Below are 21080 nucleotides of genomic sequence, written 5' to 3' on the forward strand. Positions count from 1 at the left end.
TTCTCTTTTATTATAGGTAGAGCTTAATTTATAATCCAGGAATCGGTTCAACTAACAAAGCTTTATGATTCGTGGCGTAATAAATCACTTGCTTCAACACTAAATCACTCGTCCAAAAAGGAACACCAGCTTTACCAGCTAACTCACAAAAAGTTTCAAAATCAAACTCCCCAGATTGTGCTCTTTGTACAGCTATTTTGATAGCTTCGGAATTACTTTGTTCAGCAACTTTTTTCGGTTTCCCATTCAAAGGCAAGTCGACGGAACTGTTTTCATCAAAATAACGGTACAGTCCTTCTGCAACTAAATAATCATAGCGTTTTATGCCTAACGTTTTGAATTCCTGCATTAATTGAGCAAATCCACCTGCATTTTTTTCAGCATAGACAGCTTTTTCAATCTCTTGGTTATTTAAACTCATATTTATTCTCTCCTTTTAATGAATGAATCTTCGGTTACTCTTTTGGCTGTTCAACTTCAACCGTAACCATTTCTTGATAGTTTGTGCCCCAATCCTTCATCGCATCTAAAATTGGTTTTAAACTATTGCCTAATTCCGTCAATGTATATTCCACACGTGGAGGGACTTCTGCAAAAATTTCACGATCCACCAATCCATCTTCTTCCATAGACCGTAAATGTGACGTCAAAACTTTTGCTGAAACCGTTCCGATTGCTTTTCTTAGTTCGCCAAATCGTTTGGTCCCATCTAACAACTCTCTTAATATCATTACTTTCCAACGATCATTTATCAACAATAGTGTCGTCTCTACTGGACAATCCACAACTTTATTACGCATAGAAACCCTTATCCCTTCACATTAGTTACTTATTAGTTACTAAATAACTTAAAAGTACTTACTTTACATAAGTTACTTAGAGTCCTATTATAATAGTAGAACTTGAATGAAACAAGCTAAATAGTAGAAAGGTTGATTGCACATGAAGTACTTATTAACAGGCGCAACAGGAGAACTAGGCACTTATGCCTTACATTATTTAAAAGAACAAGTTGAGTTAAATGAAATTGTAGTATTAGCACGAACAGAAGAAAAAGCTGCTAAACTGCGTGAACAAGGAGTTGAGGTTCGTATTGGTGACTTTGGCGACTATGAAAGTTTGCTTGAGAGATTCAGTGGCATTGATCGTCTATTATTTATTTCCTCACAACCTGGTGCAAAAGTTTCACGTGGTGAGCAGCACAAAAATGTTGTAAATGCAGCTAAAGAGACAGGCGTTTCCTTTATTGCTTATACAAGTTTCCCTAAAGGTGCTGGATCCAAAAGTCCTTTAGCTCAAGACCATATTTTAACGGAACAATTAATTTCTGAATCCAACATTTCCCACACTTTTTTACGCAACAACTGGTATATAGAAAACGAAAAGGACACGCTAAATGCTGCAGTAGCTGGCCACACTTTTATGTACTCTGCTGGGGAAGGAAAAACGGGTTGGGCGTTAAAACGTGAATATGCCGAAGCTGCCATCAATGTCTTAACTGGAAAAGCAGCCACACCAGAAGTACTTGAATTATCAGGCAATCCTATTACGTATGTAGAATTAGCAGAAGCTCTTAAAATTGCTAGCGACAAAACCTTCGAGGTCATCGAGCTAAGTGATGCAGACTACCAGTCATCATTAACCAGCAACGGTATTCCTGAGCCAGTTGTTGGGTTTATCTTAATGATCCAAAATGATATTCGTAACGGTGAATTAGATGTTATTTCGAACGATTTTGAAAAGACGTTAGGTAAACCACTTACACCACTAGTTGATGCTCTAAAAGAATTCTTACAACAATAACTATTTATAACTGATTCTGTTCTTCAATCAACAAAAAAACAAGTAAGAATAAGCCTTAATAAGGTTTATTTTTACTTGTTTTACTTTCGATAAAGGCAGTCTAACCCTTTCATTACTTGTTCTTTCGTGGTTTTTCTACTTAACGAGTGCTCTATATTCGTTAACAATTTTAATCCCTGGACTCGTTCCTAAACGTTCAGCACCAGCTTCCACCATTGCTTTAGCAGTTGAAAAATCACGTATCCCTCCTGCTGCTTTAACCTTGACGTCTGCTCCAACTATTTCTTTCATTAGTTTTACATCTTCAACTGTGGCACCACCAGTACCAAAACCAGTTGATGTTTTCACAAAATTTGGTTTCACTCTTTTAGCAATTTCGCAGACAGCAATTTTTTCTTTATCTGTCAAATAACAATTTTCCAAAATTACTTTACTTAAAACATTATTTGTTTGGCATACTGCTACAATTTCTTTCATTTCTTGTTCAATATAAGCTAAGTTACCTTCTTTTAATTCGCCAATATTGATCACATAATCGATTTCATCGGCTCCATTTTTAATGGCCTCTGTAACTTCAAAAACTTTCGTAGCAATTGTGGTCTGGCCTAGCGGAAAACCAATCGCTGCTCCTACATGAACTGAACTTTCTTTTAACAACTCTTTACATAGAGAAACCGGTGCTGAATTGATTGCCACCATTTTAAAGCCATAGTCGTCCGCTTCTTGGCACAATTTTTCAAATCCAGCTTTCTTTGCATCTGCTTTTAACAAAGTGTGATCCACCATATTTGCTAATTCTGCTACACTCAATCGAAATGTCATTCCTTGTTCCTCCTCTTCCTGAATCCGGTTTCATTTTATCACAATTAATGTCGCTACGTATAACATGCAGATATAAGATTCAATTTTGCCTAATTTCAAATAAAAAGTTCCTAAAAATTTATCTGAGGTCATTTATGAACATAATGTTCAATTTATATCACTTTATTTAGAAGAAAAAAGAACATGAGAACCTTAATGGATGAATAACAGCTTATTTCAATCATTTTCATATATAATCTAATTATCAGATACTATAGGAGGTTTTTTAAATGTTAACAATGGCTTATATTGGTAACGGAAAAAGTACGAATCGCTATCATTTACCTTTTTCATTAAAAACAGAGAACGTTAAAGTGAAGACAATCTATTCTCGTCATGAAAATAGTTCATGGGATAAGGTTCCTGGAGTCCACTATACAACAAATTTAGAAGATATTTGGAATGATCCAGAAATTCAATTAGTGGCAATCTGCCTTCCAAGTTCATTACATTTTAAATTTGCAAAATTATCACTAGAAAACGGAAAAAATACACTAGTTGAAAAGCCATTTACCGAAACTGCTGAAGAAGCAAGAGAACTATTTGAGTTAGCAAAATCAAAAAATTTACTCGTTCAATGCTACCAAAACAGACGTTACGATTCAGATTTTCTGACAGCTCAAAAAATTATTGAAAGTGGCATGATAGGTGAATTACTAGAAGTTGAAATGCATTATGATTATTTTAGACCAGAAGTTCCAGAAAACAGCACAGAATTTTCAGCCTCTTCAAGTTATTTATATGGCCATGGGTGCCATACAATCGATCAAGTTCTTTCCTATTTTGGAGATCCAGATTCTATTCATTATGATGTAAGGCAATTATTGGGTCCTAATCGTATGAATGATTATTTTGACTTAGACTTTTACTATTCAAAAATAAAAGTTTCTGTTAAATCAAGTTATTTCAGAATAAAACCACGACCAAGTTTTGTTCTATATGGTAAAAAAGGTATGTTTATCAAGCAAGAAAAAGATAGGCAGGAAGAACATCTAAAATTATTCTATATGCCAACTAATCCTGATTTTGGTATAGATACCCCAGAACATTACGGTACTGTGACCTATATAGATGCTGATGGTTTATATCATGAAGAAAAAGTCGTTTCAGAAATTGGAGATTACAGTCATGTTTATGAAGGTTTATATGAGTCTATTATAAATGGAAAAGATAAAACAGTGAAAGATGAAGAAACGATTCGTCAACTAGAAATACTTGAAGAAGGGATTCAAAGTATTAAATACTAACTTATCAACTTGTCTAAAAAAAACAAGGATCACTCAACTAAGAAAGAAGGTTTATAATGAAACTTGCGATTATAGGTTCTGGAATGATAGTAAATGATTTTTTAACTATGGTCTGTGATGTTCCAGGGATTCAATTAGAGGCAATTGTGGGAACGGATAGAAGCATGGATAAAATGAAGCTTTTAAAAAATGATTATGGTATTCGTCAAGTCTCAACTAATTATTCTGATTGTTTAGACAATCAGAATATCGATACCGTTTATATTGCGTTGCCCAATCATTTACATTTTTCTTTTGCTAAACAAGCCATACTGAGTAAAAAAAATGTTATTTGTGAGAAACCCTTTACCTTAAACTTATCAGAAATGAAAGAACTGAGAGAACTAGCTTTAGCAAACAAAGTCATGTTGTTAGAAGCTATAACCAATCAATATTTAACCAATTATAAAAAAATAAAAGAAGCCATTAATACTATTGGGGCTATTAAAATTATTGAATGTAATTATTCTCAATATTCATCAAGGTATGATGCCTTCAAAAAAGGAGATATATTACCAGCTTTCAATCCCAAAATGGGTGGGGGAGCTTTAATGGATATTAATATTTACAACATTCATTTTGTAACGGGTCTTTTTGGGGAGCCCCAAAAAGTAAACTATTTGGCAAATGTTGAAAATGGAATTGATACTTCTGGCATCTTAAGTCTTGATTACGGGGATAAAAAAGTAGTCTGTATAGGCGCTAAAGATTCTACAGCTCCGATACGAACCATTATCCAAGGCGAAAAAGGAGCTATCATTATTGAAGGACCTACAAGCACCATCGACCGCTTTACTGTAATCGATCATCAAAATAAGAGCGAAATCGTTGATTTTAAAGTTCATACACATCGGATGTATGAGGAATTTATTGAATTCGAAAGAATCATAAGAGAATCTGACGTTGAAACTATGATAAAACACCTTGATCACAGTGAAATAGTTGTGTCCATTGTAGATAAAGGATTAGAAACTGCAGGTATAACATTAGGTTAAATTTTTAAAGCAAAAAACAGGTGCTTTTTCAATATATGGACAGGTCATAGCTCTTCTGACAAAATTCCATTTTGAATGAGTGACTGTTTTTCTTTTAATTTCTCCAAATTACTTCTATATTCTTTTGCATATAAAATAGAATATAATGTGTCTAATACATACTGAAAGGCAACTTGTGATGCAAAAGTTCCAACTTTTACAAAATCATATTCTTCCTGGACTACTACTATCGTGTTGGCAGCTAATTTAATCAAATCAGATTCTGTATTTCCTGTTATCAAAATGGTTGGAATATTTTTGTTAGAAAAATGTTGTAGCATACGCTTATATTGTGGACTAGTTCCACTATAAGATAGAAATAAAGCACAATCTTTTGGACTAAGGTTAGAAGCATTCCATGCCTCATCTGCATATTCTTCAGAAATAATAGCAAATCTATTAATCTTTACTAATTTATTTTGAAAGCTTCTCGCTCGAACTTGTGAATCACCACGAGAAAATAGAAAAATATGCTTAGAGTTGAAAAGAATTTCTGCCACTGATTGTAGTGAATCTTCATCTAATTGATTTAACGTTTTTTTTATCGTATCAATCGTTAAATTTGCCATATTCTTAGCTATATCCATGGTCAAATCTTCTTGTTTAAAAGGGAAGTTAGCATCCACTTCACTAGGTAAATGCAATTGGCTATAAACTACACCTGAAATAGCGTCCTTAAAACTTCTAAATCCATCATACCCAATTTTTTTACAGAGACGGATAATTGTTGAGTGAGAAGTGTATGTTAATTTTGCTAAATCCTCAATATATATCGTAGGAATCGTGGTGATATTTTGGATGATATAGTCAGCAATTCTCATTTCTGTATTTGTAAAGTTCGTTTGATCTTTCAACTTATTCAATACTTGCACCAAATTTAACAACTCCTTTATAAAATGATTCTATATCATTTAGTTATAGTTTACTATATAACCGTGAGTGTAAAATAATATCTTTTTATAAACAAACTATGAAACTGCGGTATAAATCTCCCCTTTCAAATTAAAAAGGCTGTAGATTTGCATGGAATATGCATATCTACAGTCTCTTTAATTTTTTATGTCAGTACTTTCCCAGTCTTTTCCTCGTAACCTTTACTCCTAGTTTTTCAATATCTTCATCGAATCGAATCAGTTACAATCTGTTTATTTCGCTTACGCAAGATATTATAATTTGCATAGTGAGCGGTATAAATACTATCTATTAGTTTTTGTGATTTTTTTAATAACGGCGGTTTTCTATTTACAAAAGATACCTAGAGTTCTAAACTAACTACTGTTACAAGTAGAATAAAATACGAATGGATATGAAGTAAAATGGACAAAAATGAAAAAAATAGGAATAAAGGCTGGATAAGAAAAATAGATTCTATCAGCTTGGAAGAAGTAAATAGTTCAGTAAAAATCCCACCAGCAAATGCTTCTTTTCTAAGAAAGTTGCTTGCTTTTATGGGTCCAGGCGCATTAGTGGCTGTTGGGTATGTTGATCCGGGTAATTGGGCGACATCTATAGAGGGTGGATCTGAATTTGGCTATACCTTATTAAGTGTCATATTGATTGCTAGTTTAATTGCAACCTTAATGCAAGAAATGGCTGCGCGATTAGGAATCGCCACAAGTATGGACTTAGCTCAAGCAACTAGTGCTTCTGTCGGAAAAAAATTATCTTTTTTCTTATGGATTTTAACAGAAGTTGCCATTATCGCTACCGATATTGCTGAGGTTATTGGATCTGCTATCGCTCTAAAACTATTGTTCAACATTCCCATCCTTTTAGGTGTGACAATCACAACATTAGATGTGCTCTTGTTGCTTTTATTGCAGAAACGCAGTTTTCGTATTATTGAAAGTGTCGTTATTATCTTAATGGCTACGATTTTTATCATTTTTGCATATGAAATTTTATTATCCAATCCAAATGTCACAGACTTAGTTCAAGGTTATATTCCTAGTTCAGATATTGTTACAAACCCTTCGATCCTATTTGTAGGTTTAGGAATTTTAGGTGCCACAGTTATGCCGCATAATCTATATCTGCATTCTTCAATTATTCAAACGAGAAGCTATGAACGTACAGAAAAAGGAAAAAAAGAAGCGGTAAACTTTGCTCGAATCGATTCTATCTTTTCTTTAACCATTGCTTTTTTGATTAATTCGATGATTTTAATTTTAGGTGCGTCAGCTTTTTACGGCAACGGTCAAGTTGTCAGTGGAATAGAAGATGCTTATGCTTTACTTGCACCAACTATTGGCGCATCTATAGCGAGTACCTTATTTGCAATTGCTCTACTAGCTTCTGGCCAAAACTCAACCATCACCGGAACATTAAGCGGTCAGATTGTTATGGAAGGCTTTATTCATTTAAGAGTTAAGCCATGGGTACGCCGAATCATCACAAGATTACTAGCTGTAATTCCAGTATTTATTGTGACCATTATTGCCGGAGAAAATGGAGCTACCGATCTTTTAATATTCAGTCAGGTTATTTTAAGTATGCAACTCCCCTTTGCACTTGTTCCACTGGTTTTATTCACCAGTGATAAACATAAAATGGGAAGTTTCGTAAACTCAACTTGGGTCAAAATAGTGGCCTGGACAGCTACTGTTATCATTATTTGTTTAAACGTTTATTTAGTAGTCTATACATTGATTGGCCTGTAACTATTTGTTTGATTCCTTTAATAATTTAAGAGAATTACTCTATCATTTAAACGATCTCAGCAACAAAAAGACGACAGCTAATTAAACTAGCCGTCGTCTTTTTGGTCTTTCGACATCTTTAATGTACATGCTATTGTTGATAAATTATAAAATAGCATTAAGCCATCACAGAACGAGTAGATGTAAATATCAATTTCGTTTTCTAAACTCTCTACGCACTTTGGCAATTATAAATGTTGCAAAAAAAAGCATAAGGCCAACTTTGTTAAAAAGTAAAAATACATTTAGTACATCATCAAAAGAGCTCAACGGATAATAACCGCTTAGCAAAAGAATGGGGAATACCGTAAGCAACATTGTTATGTAGTGAACTATGATTTGTTTGGAGAAATTCCAGCGGTTGATTTCATAGATGACGCTCGCTATTCCCAAAAACATAATTATAAGCCCGTTTATTAAGAATGTCCTCGCATCACTAGATGAACCTTGAATAAGCTCCCACACTGACATGACCAACATAAAAATAAATGGAATTGCTCCTCTAATGAATCCTTTTAAAAATAGTTTCATTTGTCTATCCTTTCGCATTTTTATATATTTAACCAATACTGATTACCATCGCTGCTTCTTTTGAAAAAATTAAAGGTGATTAAATATCTTCTCTGTTCAACATACTCTCCTGTTGGATACACGTTAAGTAACTCCGTATTTATTTCTTTTTCCGTATATATTTTCCCTTGTTCGAATCTGGTGATGAATTCCGCTAATAAAATGTATTTCTTCTTTTCTTTCGCTGGCACCTTAGTCACTCTATTATTTTCCATAAAGTTCATGACTACATTTTCTTTTTCCTGTTCTGTGTAGTGATACCTCATAAGTCATTTCTCCCTCTTAATAGTTCTTTTTGATTTAAAAATGCATGAATCCCACCCTAATGGTATAGCTACTTTTATTACTAAAAAGAAAGACCTACTCAGCTATTACTTATAAGAAGGATATCATTAAAAATAGATGAGAGTCAATATCCTAAACAATTTTATTCAAACTTATAAAGTAACTTTCCACCTAAAATTTGCTTTTGCGAATGTCTAATTTGTGAGATACTGATAAGCGTGACTGAAAACGGAGGGAACAAGATGATTTATATAAAAGAAGCCATTTTACACATTTTTGATTTGAACAGTAACGAACCTATCTTCTCTTTTGCCGGCTTAGATCTTACAGAGAAATTCACATTTGATTATCTCCATGCCATGATTGAAAAAGTAGAAGACTCAGACAACATGAAAACCGGGATATTAACCGAAAATAATCCTTTAAACCAAACTTTTTCTACGATTCCAACTGATTTTATTGAGACAACCAAAACGTTGACCGAAAAATTCTTTTCCATTACAAAACTTAATCCAGAAATACCGCCAGCTGACTTATTATTTGTCTACTTTACTTTGGACGAAGTACCGCAGTTAGGTCTGTTCAAATTAAATTATTCTGACAGCATCACTCACTATGTCTCTTATGAAGAAGAAACGCTAACGAATCAGTTGATCATTAACCGTTCTATCTTACCGAGTGCACGCCAAGCGATTCAAGAAGGAATGGTGCTAAATTTGAATACCATGGAATACCATGTGATTGAGAAAAAGCACCTAATTGATGAATTAGCAGAGAAAATTTATTATTTCACAGAACTATTTTTAGAAGATAAGCCTCAGCCAAGCCTCAAAGAGAATATTTCGATTATCAAAAAAGCTGTTCAAAAAACAAGCAAAGCGTTTGATGATGAAGAATTCCAAGTATTAGCTGATACGAAAGATGCACTTGTCCATAGTATGACCGAAGAAAACGTCATTGATAACCAAGTAATCGCTGAGACTCTATACGGGGATAATCACGCGAAAAAAGAAAAGTTTTTTGAAGAAATCAAAGAATTAGGCTACGTGGATCGTGCTCCTGCTGAAGTGGCAGTAGCTGGACCAAAATATTCCAAACAAAAATTCCGTTTAGATAACGGAATCGAGATCAGCATTCCTATAGAACTTTACAGAGACCCAGATGTTGTCGAGTTTATTAATAATCCAGACGGAACGACTTCTGTAATGATCAAAAATATCGAAAAAATCAAAAACTTATTCTAAAAAATCTTCCTTTGTATGAGCCCTTCAATGCTCAGTACAGAGGAAGATTTTCGTTTATAGCAACGATTGTTTAACCACTGCTGAATAGTATGAACTTTCGTAGGCCCATTATCAATAAAATGTTAAATCCTTTTAGTTGCAAAGGTTGATCAGATTCTTATTGATTTCTGCCTAAATAAGGATATTTAAATTAGACAGCATCAATTGAGTCAGTTGGATCTACTTCTTCTAAATTCTCATACAGCTGTGGATAATCATGACACTTCATATTTCTAGATTTACATACTTCTTTTCCAAAGGAGATCATAGATTGGTGTGCTCTTCCCCAGTATTTAGCTGGGATAATTTCTGTCACACGCACTTCAATTTGTTTGGGTGTGGCATTTTCTTCTACTATCTTGTGATGCTTGCAGATTCGTGCGACATGTGTGTCCACTGCAAAAGCCTCTTGGCTAAAGGCAACATTCAATAATATATTAGCTGATTTAGGTCCAATTCCAGTTAATGATTGAAGTTCCTTACGTGTACTTGGAACTTTTCAAGTAATTGACAACTGCTTTTATAAATATACTTTGCTTTATTCCGGTAGAGCCCGACTGTTTTTATGTATGATTCAATTTCTTCAGGTGAAGATTCGATAACAGCTTGAGGATTTGGATAGCGTTCAAATAATTGGTCTGTCACTTTAGCGACAGAAATATCTGTTGCCTGAGCACTTAATATAACGACCATCAACAATTGAAATGGATTTTGGTAACGCATCATTGGGACAGCATCAGGATAAAGTTTCATAATTTCATAGATAACGTGTTGAGCGGCTTCTTTTGTCAGCATAGGCTTTCCTTTCTTTAATCTTTTTTTTAATATACCATATTTTCAATAGCACTAAAATCAAGTTTATTAGCATCTTAATTTCTATGAAGCCAGAATCATAAGAATAGCTTTCCTTAGAACCATGCCATTCTGACTTTTTATGTTCAAAATAAAGTTTCAACAGTTCTTTAGCACTGCTGGCTGAGGTATAATAAATTAAAGATTTATTCCTCAAAAACAAGCCTAAGGAGGGTCCTCGAGATGAGACAGAAAGACGAAGAAACGCTCAATGATTTATATAATCTAATCCTCAATCCTGCGACTCGTGAATGGGAACGGTCAGCACTATCTTCGACCAAAAATGCCTTAGAAGAGGATGCAACTATTGACGACCAACTTTCAAAGCTTGAAGCTAAATTACGTCCACTCGCATTAAGAAACAACTTAACGCCTGACGTGACAGATTTTTATAACAGCATAACTGGAAATGCTAGTGCCGACACTCAATTTGATTTTACAAAACACTCCATTGATGATTTAACTTACCAAGACTCTGCGGTATTCGCAGGAGGCTGTTTCTGGTGTATGGTAAAACCTTTTGAAACCAAAAATGGAATCATTTCAGTCTTATCTGGGTACACCGGTGGACAGATGGATCATCCCACTTATGATCAAGTGAGCGGCCAATATACAGGGCATGTCGAAGCAGTTGAGATTATTTTTGATACGCGGATCCTACAGTATGAAGAACTGGTAGAACTTTATTGGCAACTAACAGATCCTACAGATGCGTTTGGTCAATTTCAAGACCGTGGCAGTCAGTACCGTCCGATTATTTTTGTTCGAAATGAAGAACAACGAAAAATTGCTGAAAAGTCAAAACAGCAGTTAGCGGAATCCGGCAAATACAAGCGTCCAATCGTTACATTAATTGAGCCAACGTCTGTATTTTGGCCAGCAGAAAACTTCCACCAGCAATTTTATAAGAAAAATCGAAAGAGATACAAAAGAATTGAGCGTTCCCGTCAACAATTTTTAGCCTTCCAGCGTTTACAGGGTAAAATCAGGACAGAACTTAATCATTTTACACGAAAACCTTAATGAACTGTGCCATGATAGCTACTCTTCTCTACCATATTGAATAGCTATTTTTATTTTTTCTTCGTTCCTTGTTTTAAAAATGAAGAATGATTAGAACGTCATTTATCTTTTCATTGAATTGATTTTGTTTAAAAATTCACAAAAATAGTTTACCATAAAGAGAAACCTTTATATTTTTATAAGAGAAAGAGGAAATTACTGTGTTGGAAACAATTTTAAGTTTATACATTACATTAATGTCAGTCATTTTTGCAGGTGTTGCCAATATGGCTTTTTGTAAATACCCTACCTATCAACGCTTAAATATCCCAATGGATGCCGGACGAATATTATCAGATGGTAAGCGATTATTTGGTCAAAACAAAACTTGGAAAGGCTTTATTGGTATGATTCTTTTTGGCGGCCTATCTCAGATTGTCTGGGGACTCGTTCTAAAAACTATTCCTTCCCTTGAATCGCTGAATCTATTCTACGACGTCTATGCCAATTCTATACTAACGAATCTTTGGATTGGACTTTTGTTAGGGCTAGCCTATATTGTTTTTGAATTACCAAATAGTTTTATGAAACGCCGTTTAGAAATCATGCCTGGCAAACCAGCAAACAATCAATGGAAATGGTTCTTTATTTTTATTGACCAAGCAGATTCATTGCTGGGGTGTGCTTTAATCGTAGCAGTTCTGGTTCCCATAAGTTGGACTCAATTTTTCGGCTTCATCATTTTAGGAGCCGGTACTCATATTGTGATCAATCAGTTATTGTATTTTTTAAAATTAAGAAAAAATCCATTCTAATTATTTTAGATGTACAAAGAGGTGTATAGACAATCTATTGGACTTTAATAGAAACTGCAGAAACAAATCTGCGGTATGGCGGTAAAATAAACGCGTTAATCGATTTGTCTCAATTAGGCCTTCAGGTACCTAAAGGCTATTTCATTTCAGAAGATAAGCTCACTTCACTATGGATGGAAGTAATCCCAGAACTAGTCAGATTAGAAGCAACGGATCAACCTAGCCTACCAACTTATGAAACGATTGTTCAACGTCTGGACCAGTTGAGTTTTCCAACGGAATTGCAGACAGAAATAAGCGATCTTATGTCTTCTAATAAAACGTATATTGTACGAAGCAGTGGTCTGATGGAAGACCACGCGTCTACTTCTTTTGCTGGACAGTATGACACTATTGCAAATTGTACGACGACTGATGGCATTATTGCTGCATTAAAACAGTGTATCGCCTCTCTTTTTAAGCCCGCTAGTTTAAATTATTGGCAGACACAACAATTGGGTATTCAAAATCTAAGGATGTCTATCATTATTCAAGAACAGGTTTCAGCAGTGTCCAGTGGTGTGGCATTTACTCTCAATCCTTTGACAAATAATGATCGCCAGTTAACGATTGAAGTAGTAGAAGGCGCAGGAGAACAGCTTGTTAGCGGTTTGGTTACCCCTGAACAATTGACAATCGACTGGTTTTCAACGATTGGACCAACAAATGTCTCCCAAATTTTATCTTTAGACCAGTTGAAGCAACTTCAAAAACAATTGCTTTTGATTGCAACCTTTTATGGCTATCCTGTCGATGTAGAGTTTTGTTTCAGCAAAGATTCCTTATTTTTCTTGCAAGCTCGTCCGATTACAACCATCCGTCGAAAAATCAATGAAGGCAATTGGACCACTACGAATTTTCGTGATGGCGGTGTCGCTGCGCAGCCTTGTCCAGGATTGATGTGGAGTTTATACCGCGAATCATGGCAAACAACGTTAGAAAAATTTCTGATTCAAAATAAGTTATACGATTCAACAAACATCAAGCAGCTTTCCATCAATCATTTTGCAAGACCTTATTGGAATATTGGTGTTGTCAAAGAAGCCATGTCACGAATACCTGGCTACATTGAACGCGAATTTGACGATGAGCTTGGCGTTTATAAAAATTATCAAGGAGACGGCTACAAAAGCAAGCTGACAGTTAAGACAATCAGCCATTTACTAACTGTGGCGACTCGCATCACTAAAACGACTCAGCAGCAGCGTCAAACGGCAGCACAGCAACACAAACAACTATTAGAGACTTATCAATCAATCGATAAAAAAATCCAATCGCTGTCTTCCATAACAGATCAGCAAGACATTGAAATGTTATGGGAGTCCGTCATCAATGATGCTTATTTGCAAAGTGAACAGACTTATTTTTGGCAAGTATTTGTCAACACGGTACAGCTTTCCATGAAAAAAACGGCATTATTGAAAAAATTGCCATTAGAGACCTTTTTCCAGCTCATCTCAAAACTAGGAGAAGTCTCACATGTCCAACCGCTACGTGATTTGTATGAAATCGTTGAAATCATCGTTACAAACGATAAATATAAGCAGGAATGGATGACGAACAATCCATTAGAAATCAATACGTTATTAAACGAACAACCCAATCGACTAGATGCACAACGGATCCAAGCTTTTCAAGAAACATTTGGCTATCATTCAAACCGCGAACTGAATCTATTGGTGCCAAGTTATAGTGAAGACCAACAGCTAGTGGTTGATTTACTGAAAGAATATGTGGATCATCCAGAGAAACTCACGACAGTTCAACACGCCTTCTCCCAAACGTTGACAGATAAACAAATGGAAAAACTGATAGAGCCCTATGTCTCTAAATGGCAACGGATTAAATTAATGAAGGATATCAAGATGCTGCGCGAATTATTGTGGTGGCGTGAGGAGTTTAAAGATGTATCAACTCGTTTTTACCATTTGATCCGTCAAATCACTTTGAAATTAGGGGAAAGGTATTCCAAACTAGGGTATATTGATAATATGGAAGACCTCTTCTATCTTGAGAAAGAAACGATACACTCTTTTATCACTAACCAAGTCTCTCAAGAAAGTCTCAAGAAATCTGTGCAGGACAATCGCATCTATTGTCAGGCTTATCGCCATTTTGTTCCTCCAGGAGATTTAATGGAGACAAGTGTTTCCGCAGAGGTAGAGAATCTTTTGGCAAATAAACCATCCAGTTTAGCTGGAATCGGTGCGAATGACGGGATTGTTTCTGGAAAAATAAGAATTCTGCTAGATCCTAAAGACATCAACCAGTTGGAGGCTGGCGAAATCTTGGTGACTCGCTTTACGGATACAGGATGGAGTCACGCTTTTGGTTCCATTAAGGGGCTGATTACAGAAACTGGCGGTGTTTTATGCCATGCCTCAATTGTTGCCAGAGAATTTGGTATTCCAACAATCGTTTGTGCAACACAAGCTACAGAGAAGTTAAAAACAGGTATGAATGTTACAATGAATGGAACAACGGGTGAAATTACAATTCAAAAAAGTGGGTGCTAAAGATGTTTATTGGAGAATATGGAAAGTTTGTCTATTTAACCTATTTTGGGACCGCCCTGTCGTTAGTAGCAATGCATTTCATTATTCAAGGCGAGATGATTTGGGCGATGAGCTGCTTTATTGTGAGCGGGCTCTGCGATTTATTTGATGGCATGGTTGCGCGTTCCTTTGATAGAACAAAAGCGCAAGAACAATTTGGTGTAGAGATCGATACTTTATGCGATATGATCAGTTTTGCGGCGTTACCTGCAGTTTTATTGATTTCACAAGGTCGCTTCCCTTTAGTGAACATTTTTTTAGCCATTATTTATGTCATCGCTGCTGTTACAAGACTGGCTTATTTCAATCGTGAAACGAAGGACAATCTGGCAGAAAGAGCGACTTATTTTCGGGGAGTTCCGGTTACCTATGGTGCACTTGTTTTTCCGGTCGGTTATTTGGTAAGTGAATGGTTTTCAAGTGGAAGTTTTCAATATGTTCTTCTACTGCTTGCTCCTATATTGGCTTTTCTATTCATCTGGGATATTAAGATTCCTAAACCCAATCGAGTGATGTATCTCTTTTTCTTAGGACTGGCGCTCGTGACTTTATTCGGATTATGGAGATTATAGTATGGTAAAGGTCTATCAGCGTGAAACGAAATCAATCATTGAACCTAAGGAATATCAAGCAGCATGGCTAAAACGATTGTATCAAACAAAGTTGGGAAACGTTTTGCTTTCCATGGTTACTTCTCCATTATTTTCAATCGTGTGGACAGCTATTGACCACACACGACTTTCTAAAAATAAAATCGCTCCGTTTGTCAAAGAATATGACATCAACTTAAGCGATTACGAATCAAAAAACTACCAGTCTTTTGCAAAATTCTTTATCCGAAAATTAAAAGCGGCTAACATTCACGTAAGTCCGTCTAATCGCGTTTGCGCTGTTGCGCAAGCGAAACTATTAACTGTTCCCATTCATAGTGATCAGACCTTTACCGTCAAAGGACAGAACTATCGTTTAGAAGATATCCTTCAAGACCGTTCTTCAGCTGATTATTACGAGGGTGGCACACTATTTATTTACCGATTAGCAGTCGATGATTACCATCGTTATCTGGCTAGTGAAACAGGCTCGGTTATTCATCGTCGCAAAATCCACGGAAAATTACATACAGTCAGAGAAATCGCCCAACAACACTTTCAATTATTCAAAGAAAATAAAAGAGAATATTGTCTACTTGAAACAAAGAATTTAGGGATGATCATGCAGATGGAAGTTGGAGCGCTTTTGGTTGGAAAGATTTATAATCAACCATTCGATAGTTATCAGCGAGGTAAAGAAAAAGGCTGGTTTAGCCTAGGTGGGTCCACTATACTGGTGGCTTATCCAAAGGGAACAGTAACCGTTGATCAAGATATTGATTATTATTCTAATCTAAATATAGAAACTCAAGTCAACATAGGGGAAGGAATTGGTCTGAAAACATGCTAAAGAGATTATTAACTTACTATAAAGAAATGTACCCACTGATTCCGCGATTCCTATTAGCAATCATCTACTTTTTTGAAATCTACTTTATCTTACTCCTCAACGTAGGAAAGTCAGATTTTTCAATAGGAATACAAGAATGGACCGGAGTTTGGACAATATTTACATTTTTGATGGCGCTTAGGATCGCAGATGATTTTAAAGACTACGAACACGATCAACGACTATTTCCTGATCGAGCACTGCCTTCTGGTAGAGTTAAGAAACGTGATTTAGCTATTGCTTTAGCTGTCATGGTCACGATCACTGTTGTGCTCAATGTCATCTTTATGAATAATATAGGCTGGTTTCTCTTTTTATTCATCTATGGAACCTTGATGTCGCTGTGGTTTTTCAGCAAAGCTAAAATTCAAAAATCATTGCCTTTAGCACTTGTTACCCATAATCCTGTGATGATGGTCATGAATATCTATATCATCACATTCGTTTGTTACAAATATCAATTGCCATTGCTATCCCTACCTACTGTTTTGCTGGCATTTACGATGTATTTCCCAAGCTTGATATGGGAAATCAGCCGTAAAATAAGAGCACCCAAAGACGAGACAGAATATGTGACATATTCCCAACTCTTCACTTATCAAAAAGCCACACGTTTCGTTCAAGTGCTGACGATTATTGATATTTTAACGAATTTTATTTTATTATGGAATATTTCAAAAATCGGCGTCGTTGTTCTATTGGCAAATGTCATCTGGATGACGATTCAATTTCAACAATTCATTCATGATCCGACACGTTTCAATATCAAAAATCGAGTGGAACGTTATACCTACATTACGGAAACCACGATGGTTCTTTCGGTTACAGCACATCTATTTATACAGGGGTTTGTCCGATGAAACAACTCACTAACTTTCACCGTCGATCAGTAGGTTCAAAAGCAGCTAATTTGCATCTCATGAAAGAGCAGGGCCTCGTCGTTCCTCCTTTTTCCGTTTTTTCATTTGATTTTTTTGATCAAACAGATGTACTTACCTTCTTGCAAGAACAGCAAGAAGCATACCATACAGGAAACGATACATTGAATGCATTAAGTCAACGATTGCAACAGGAATTTAAGGCGAAATTTTTGCAGGAAGATTTTACAGCTATCCATGATTTTAGCAGACACGCATCTGGCAAGCATACCTACTCTGTGCGATCTTCAGCAAATGTTGAAGACGATGCCTCTGCCTCATTTGCTGGACAATTTTCTACGCGTTTGTTTGTTGAAGTAGATGATTTAGTTGAGGCTGTAGAGGAAACTCTTTTGTCGTTGTACCAGCCCTCTGCATTGAGTTACTACTTTGAAAATGGCATCTCGTTAGAAGCTGTTAAATTATACGTCATTCTTCAAGACATGATTTCAGGAGATTTATCTGGGGTCTATTTTACCGCGAATCCTCAAGGGTTATTGAACGAACAGTTAATTGTTGTCGGCGTTGGCGTTGGTAGCGGGATCGTTGAAGATAAAGTAGATACAACCATGGTTACGATCCATTCTGATGATCAATTATCTTACTTTGAAACTTCTGGTACTTCTCCAATCTTAACAGAAAAACAACAAGTCGAGTTAGAAGATATGGCGGAGAAAGTAACGGACATCTTTGGTCCGCGAATGGATATTGAATTTACTTTTTTGAATGACCAACTGTACGTTTTACAGGCACGTCCTATTACAAAATTGCCTGCAGAACCGGTCACCATTTTAGATAATAGCAATATCGTGGAAAGTTATCCCGGAACAACGACTCCTTTGACATTCAGTTTCATTCAAGAAGCTTATGGGAGTATTTTTAGAGGTTTGGCCAAGCGTATGCTGAAAAATGATACACAGACACTTCAATCATTTGAGCCTACTTTTCAAAATATGATTGCTCAAGTAAACAGCCGTGTATACTATCAAATCAATAATTGGTACAAATTACTTCATCTTCTGCCCTTTTCTAAGCAGATCATCCCTATTTGGCAAGATATGTTAGGTGTTCAAGCCACCGATATCTCTGCAATTACAGTAAAAATCAGTCGCTCAACTCGACTGAAAATCATGGGACGCATCATTAAGAGTTTCATCCAAGCGCCTCGTTCAATGAAACAACTCGATTCGGATTTTGAAGCGATTTCTGAACATTTCAATCAAACGTATACGCGAGAGGCTTCATTTGAAGAACTTCATCAATTATTTGAGCAGATCAAACGACAAGTATTGGAACAATGGGATGTCACTTTGATCAATGATCTCTATGCGTTTGTTTATACTGGGCTGTTAAAAAAAGTCTGTCCGCCTGAAGAAGTTCAAGAGGAAATAGCCGGGATCGAACAAATTGAAAGTATGAAGCCAGTGTTTGAACTGAATAAAATCATTTATACCATTCAGGAAGAACAACATAGCGACTATCGAAAAATAATTGAAAGCATTTCTTCGGAACTTGCAGCTGATTTTATTGAGACAGATTTGCATCCAATCACACAAGATATCCGACGTTTCATTCAACAATTTGGAGATCGAGCTCCAGAAGAATTAAAATTAGAGACGGCAACCTTTCGTAGTCATCCTTTTTCATTAATTCAACTGATCCAACAGCAATTGGAATTGCCGCAAACAGCGATGCGTACCGAATCTAAAGCAACGGCAACAAACAAATCACGGAATCCATTGGTGAATGGGCTGAAGAAACGCGCTATGACAGGGATCAAATACAGAGAAAGTTCTCGCTTGAATCGTACGCGAATTTACGGAATGATGCGACTCATCTTTATCACTATGGGCGAGCAGTTGGTAAAAGAAAACCGTCTTGAGCAATCAGAGGATGTGTTTTATTTAACGATGACTGAACTTTTCGATTTGGCTAGCCATAGAGATCTTTCAAATATGCAAACAGAGATACAAAAACGGAAGCATAAACGATTAGTAGATCAGCAATTACCTGCATTCAGCCGGTTGATCTATGCTGGAAGTATTTTCGAAAAATATCCACAAACGATCAATCAGCAGCAGACAGTCTCGACCAACCAGCAGGACTTCCAAGGAATCGGTTGTTCAAAAGGCATAGTTCGAGGGCAAGTTTTAGTTGTCGAAGATATTCAAGCCGTTAATGTTCAGCAATCCTATAATAAAATTATCGTCACAAAAATGACGGATCCAGGATGGGTGTATTTACTGACCCAAGCAAAAGGGATCATTGCGGAAAAAGGCTCGTTATTATCTCATACAGCAATCATCTCTCGCGAATTAGGTATTCCTTCTGTCGTCAATGTCCAACAAGCCACACAACAACTAACGACTGGAGAATGGATTGAAATAAACGGACAGACCGGCCTGATCAAACGTTTGGAGGATGAAAATGATTACTCATAATTCTTTAAAAATCATTCCAGTGTTTTCAGGTGAAAAATCAGAAACCGATTTCCTGCAATTCCCACAACGAATTTATAAAAAAGAGGAATTGATGCAATCCGTCTCAGAGGAACAAGCACAGATCAGTGGACAGCATCCGTTGAGTCCAACCTATACTTTCCAAGCATTCAATGGTTACCAAGAGGGTCAAATGGTAATTCGCGGGGCTCTAATAAAACCGCATCACTTGGAAGACTATTACTTAGGGTATTTTGAAGCAGTAGATGATGTAACCGTCATGATTCAGTTTATCCAAACACTGAGTGAAAAAGTACGAGACAAAAATGTGCAGCGCATCATTGGTCCTGTTCAAGGAAGTTTCTGGCTAGGCTATCGAATGAAAGTTAAAGGATTTGAACGAGCGCCATTTACGAGTGAACCGCACAATCCATCGTATTATCCGAAGTTATGGCAAGCGGCCGGTTTTAAAGAGGTCGAACACTACACGTCAAATTTTTATCGTTCGATTCCACCTCAATATGAATCAAAAAAACTAGCCAAACGTTATCAATTATTTGTGGAAAAAGGTTATCGTTTTGTTTCTCCTAAACCAGAAGATTGGCCAACCGTTTCGCTTGAAGTCTTTGAACTTTTAAGAGTACTCTACAAAGACTTTCCATTGTATCAAGAGGTTACAGCTGAACAGTTTAGTCAAATTTTTGCCGATTTAAAACAAGTGATCGATTTTTCTATGGTGAAGTTGGCCTACAAAGATCAGCAGCTTGTTGGCTTTTTGATTACTTTGCCGGATCATGGCAATTTGATTTATCAAAAAATGAATCTGCTAAATCTAGCGAAAATTATTTATAAAAAATGGCGTGCTAAACGTTATGTCATTCTGTATTTAGGTGTAGACTCTAAGCATCTGGGTTTGGGATTGGCGATGTCCTATCCGGTTTTCAAACAGGTAAAACAACGCAAAGCAGAAGTAGTTGCTGCATTGATCCATGAAAATACGGTAACAAACCGATATGTGACAGAGATGCAGGAAGATTCTCATGCTTACAGCTTATGGATGCTGGAATTAAAGTAAACAAAGCTGGGGCGAAATTTAGAAAAATCAAACGATCTCACCAATCATATGATGTGCTTTACTGCATAAAAAGACCCCAAAAGCTAA

Annotated in this window: 19 protein-coding genes and 1 pseudogene; 13 read left to right on the forward strand and 7 right to left on the reverse strand. The window is 36.1% G+C overall.

Annotated features, from left to right (window positions below; translation table 11 throughout):
• Positions 1–28: 28 nt before the first annotated feature.
• Entirely contained in the window at positions 29–421 is a 393-nt protein-coding gene (locus BR65_RS08315) for a DUF1398 family protein (protein WP_034537819.1), read from the reverse strand.
• A 34-nt stretch (positions 422–455) separates the two neighbouring features.
• Complete coding sequence (locus tag BR65_RS08320; RefSeq protein WP_034537820.1) at positions 456–800, reverse strand: winged helix-turn-helix transcriptional regulator; 345 nt, start codon at positions 798–800, stop codon at positions 456–458.
• A 142-nt stretch (positions 801–942) separates the two neighbouring features.
• Between BR65_RS08320 and BR65_RS08325 the strand changes: the two genes are divergently transcribed.
• Positions 943–1803, forward strand: a complete 861-nt coding sequence (locus BR65_RS08325) for an SDR family oxidoreductase (protein WP_034537821.1) — start codon at positions 943–945, stop codon at positions 1801–1803.
• A 135-nt stretch (positions 1804–1938) separates the two neighbouring features.
• Here the strand turns inward: BR65_RS08325 and deoC are convergent, their stop codons facing one another.
• Positions 1939–2625, reverse strand: coding sequence for a deoxyribose-phosphate aldolase (gene deoC / locus BR65_RS08330; RefSeq protein ID WP_034537822.1), 687 nt, complete (start codon positions 2623–2625; stop codon positions 1939–1941).
• A 269-nt stretch (positions 2626–2894) separates the two neighbouring features.
• On the opposite strand from deoC, the gene BR65_RS08335 reads away from it, so the two are divergent.
• Complete coding sequence (locus BR65_RS08335; RefSeq protein WP_034537823.1) at positions 2895–3911, forward strand: Gfo/Idh/MocA family oxidoreductase; 1017 nt, start codon at positions 2895–2897, stop codon at positions 3909–3911.
• A gap of 56 nt (positions 3912–3967) precedes the next feature.
• Entirely contained in the window at positions 3968–4945 is a 978-nt protein-coding gene (locus BR65_RS08340) for a Gfo/Idh/MocA family protein (protein ID WP_034537825.1), read from the forward strand.
• A 44-nt stretch (positions 4946–4989) separates the two neighbouring features.
• Here BR65_RS08340 and BR65_RS08345 read toward each other — a convergent pair whose 3' ends face one another.
• Complete coding sequence (locus BR65_RS08345; protein ID WP_034538716.1) at positions 4990–5856, reverse strand: MurR/RpiR family transcriptional regulator; 867 nt, start codon at positions 5854–5856, stop codon at positions 4990–4992.
• A gap of 444 nt (positions 5857–6300) precedes the next feature.
• On the opposite strand from BR65_RS08345, the gene BR65_RS08350 reads away from it, so the two are divergent.
• The gene (locus BR65_RS08350) at positions 6301–7644 is read left to right on the forward strand and encodes an Nramp family divalent metal transporter (RefSeq protein WP_034537826.1); all 1344 of its coding nucleotides are present in this window, start codon (positions 6301–6303) and stop codon (positions 7642–7644) included.
• A gap of 189 nt (positions 7645–7833) precedes the next feature.
• Here the strand turns inward: BR65_RS08350 and BR65_RS08355 are convergent, their stop codons facing one another.
• Together BR65_RS08355 and BR65_RS08360 are read right to left on the reverse strand one after the other, a co-directional pair.
• Positions 7834–8214, reverse strand: coding sequence for a DUF6608 family protein (locus BR65_RS08355; protein WP_034538718.1), 381 nt, complete (start codon positions 8212–8214; stop codon positions 7834–7836).
• A 20-nt stretch (positions 8215–8234) separates the two neighbouring features.
• On the reverse strand, positions 8235–8519 hold the full coding sequence (locus BR65_RS08360; protein ID WP_023179431.1) for a DUF2087 domain-containing protein: 285 nt from the start codon (positions 8517–8519) through the stop codon (positions 8235–8237).
• 261 nt (positions 8520–8780) lie between these two features.
• On the opposite strand from BR65_RS08360, the gene BR65_RS08365 reads away from it, so the two are divergent.
• Positions 8781–9782 (forward strand): nucleoid-associated protein, encoded by a 1002-nt coding sequence (locus tag BR65_RS08365; protein ID WP_023179432.1) that lies wholly within the window; start codon positions 8781–8783, stop codon positions 9780–9782.
• 190 nt (positions 9783–9972) lie between these two features.
• Here the strand turns inward: BR65_RS08365 and BR65_RS08370 are convergent.
• Positions 9973–10616 (reverse strand): annotated as a pseudogene (locus BR65_RS08370) (endonuclease III domain-containing protein).
• A 240-nt stretch (positions 10617–10856) separates the two neighbouring features.
• Between BR65_RS08370 and msrA the strand changes: the two are divergent.
• From msrA to BR65_RS08410, 8 genes are all read left to right on the forward strand, one after another.
• Positions 10857–11696 (forward strand): peptide-methionine (S)-S-oxide reductase MsrA, encoded by an 840-nt coding sequence (gene msrA / locus BR65_RS08375; RefSeq protein ID WP_034537828.1) that lies wholly within the window; start codon positions 10857–10859, stop codon positions 11694–11696.
• Positions 11697–11899: 203 nt separating this feature from the next.
• Complete coding sequence (locus BR65_RS08380) at positions 11900–12490, forward strand: CDP-archaeol synthase (RefSeq protein WP_034538719.1); 591 nt, start codon at positions 11900–11902, stop codon at positions 12488–12490.
• 86 nt (positions 12491–12576) lie between these two features.
• Positions 12577–15045: a PEP/pyruvate-binding domain-containing protein gene (locus BR65_RS08385; protein WP_280512918.1), complete on the forward strand. Its 2469-nt coding sequence runs from the start codon at positions 12577–12579 to the stop codon at positions 15043–15045.
• Between the two features lie 2 nt (positions 15046–15047).
• Complete coding sequence (locus BR65_RS08390; protein WP_023179438.1) at positions 15048–15656, forward strand: CDP-alcohol phosphatidyltransferase family protein; 609 nt, start codon at positions 15048–15050, stop codon at positions 15654–15656.
• A gap of 1 nt (position 15657) precedes the next feature.
• Positions 15658–16524, forward strand: coding sequence for a phosphatidylserine decarboxylase (locus BR65_RS08395; protein WP_034537830.1), 867 nt, complete (start codon positions 15658–15660; stop codon positions 16522–16524).
• Entirely contained in the window at positions 16518–17423 is a 906-nt protein-coding gene (locus BR65_RS08400; RefSeq protein WP_034537831.1) for a UbiA prenyltransferase family protein, read from the forward strand. Before BR65_RS08395 ends, BR65_RS08400 begins: the two co-directional genes overlap by 7 nt.
• Positions 17420–19921, forward strand: coding sequence for a phosphoenolpyruvate synthase (locus tag BR65_RS08405; protein WP_034537833.1), 2502 nt, complete (start codon positions 17420–17422; stop codon positions 19919–19921). Before BR65_RS08400 ends, BR65_RS08405 begins: the two co-directional genes overlap by 4 nt.
• Positions 19908–20993 carry a hypothetical protein gene (locus BR65_RS08410; RefSeq protein WP_051932713.1) on the forward strand — a complete coding sequence of 362 codons (1086 nt, stop codon included), beginning with the start codon at positions 19908–19910 and terminating at the stop codon, positions 20991–20993. The genes BR65_RS08405 and BR65_RS08410 overlap by 14 nt, the downstream gene beginning before the upstream one ends.
• Positions 20994–21080 lie beyond the last annotated feature (87 nt).

Origin of the sequence: Carnobacterium inhibens subsp. inhibens DSM 13024 (genome assembly GCF_000746825.1) — a bacterium.
GTDB classification, from domain to species: Bacteria; Bacillota; Bacilli; order Lactobacillales; family Carnobacteriaceae; genus Carnobacterium_B; species Carnobacterium_B inhibens.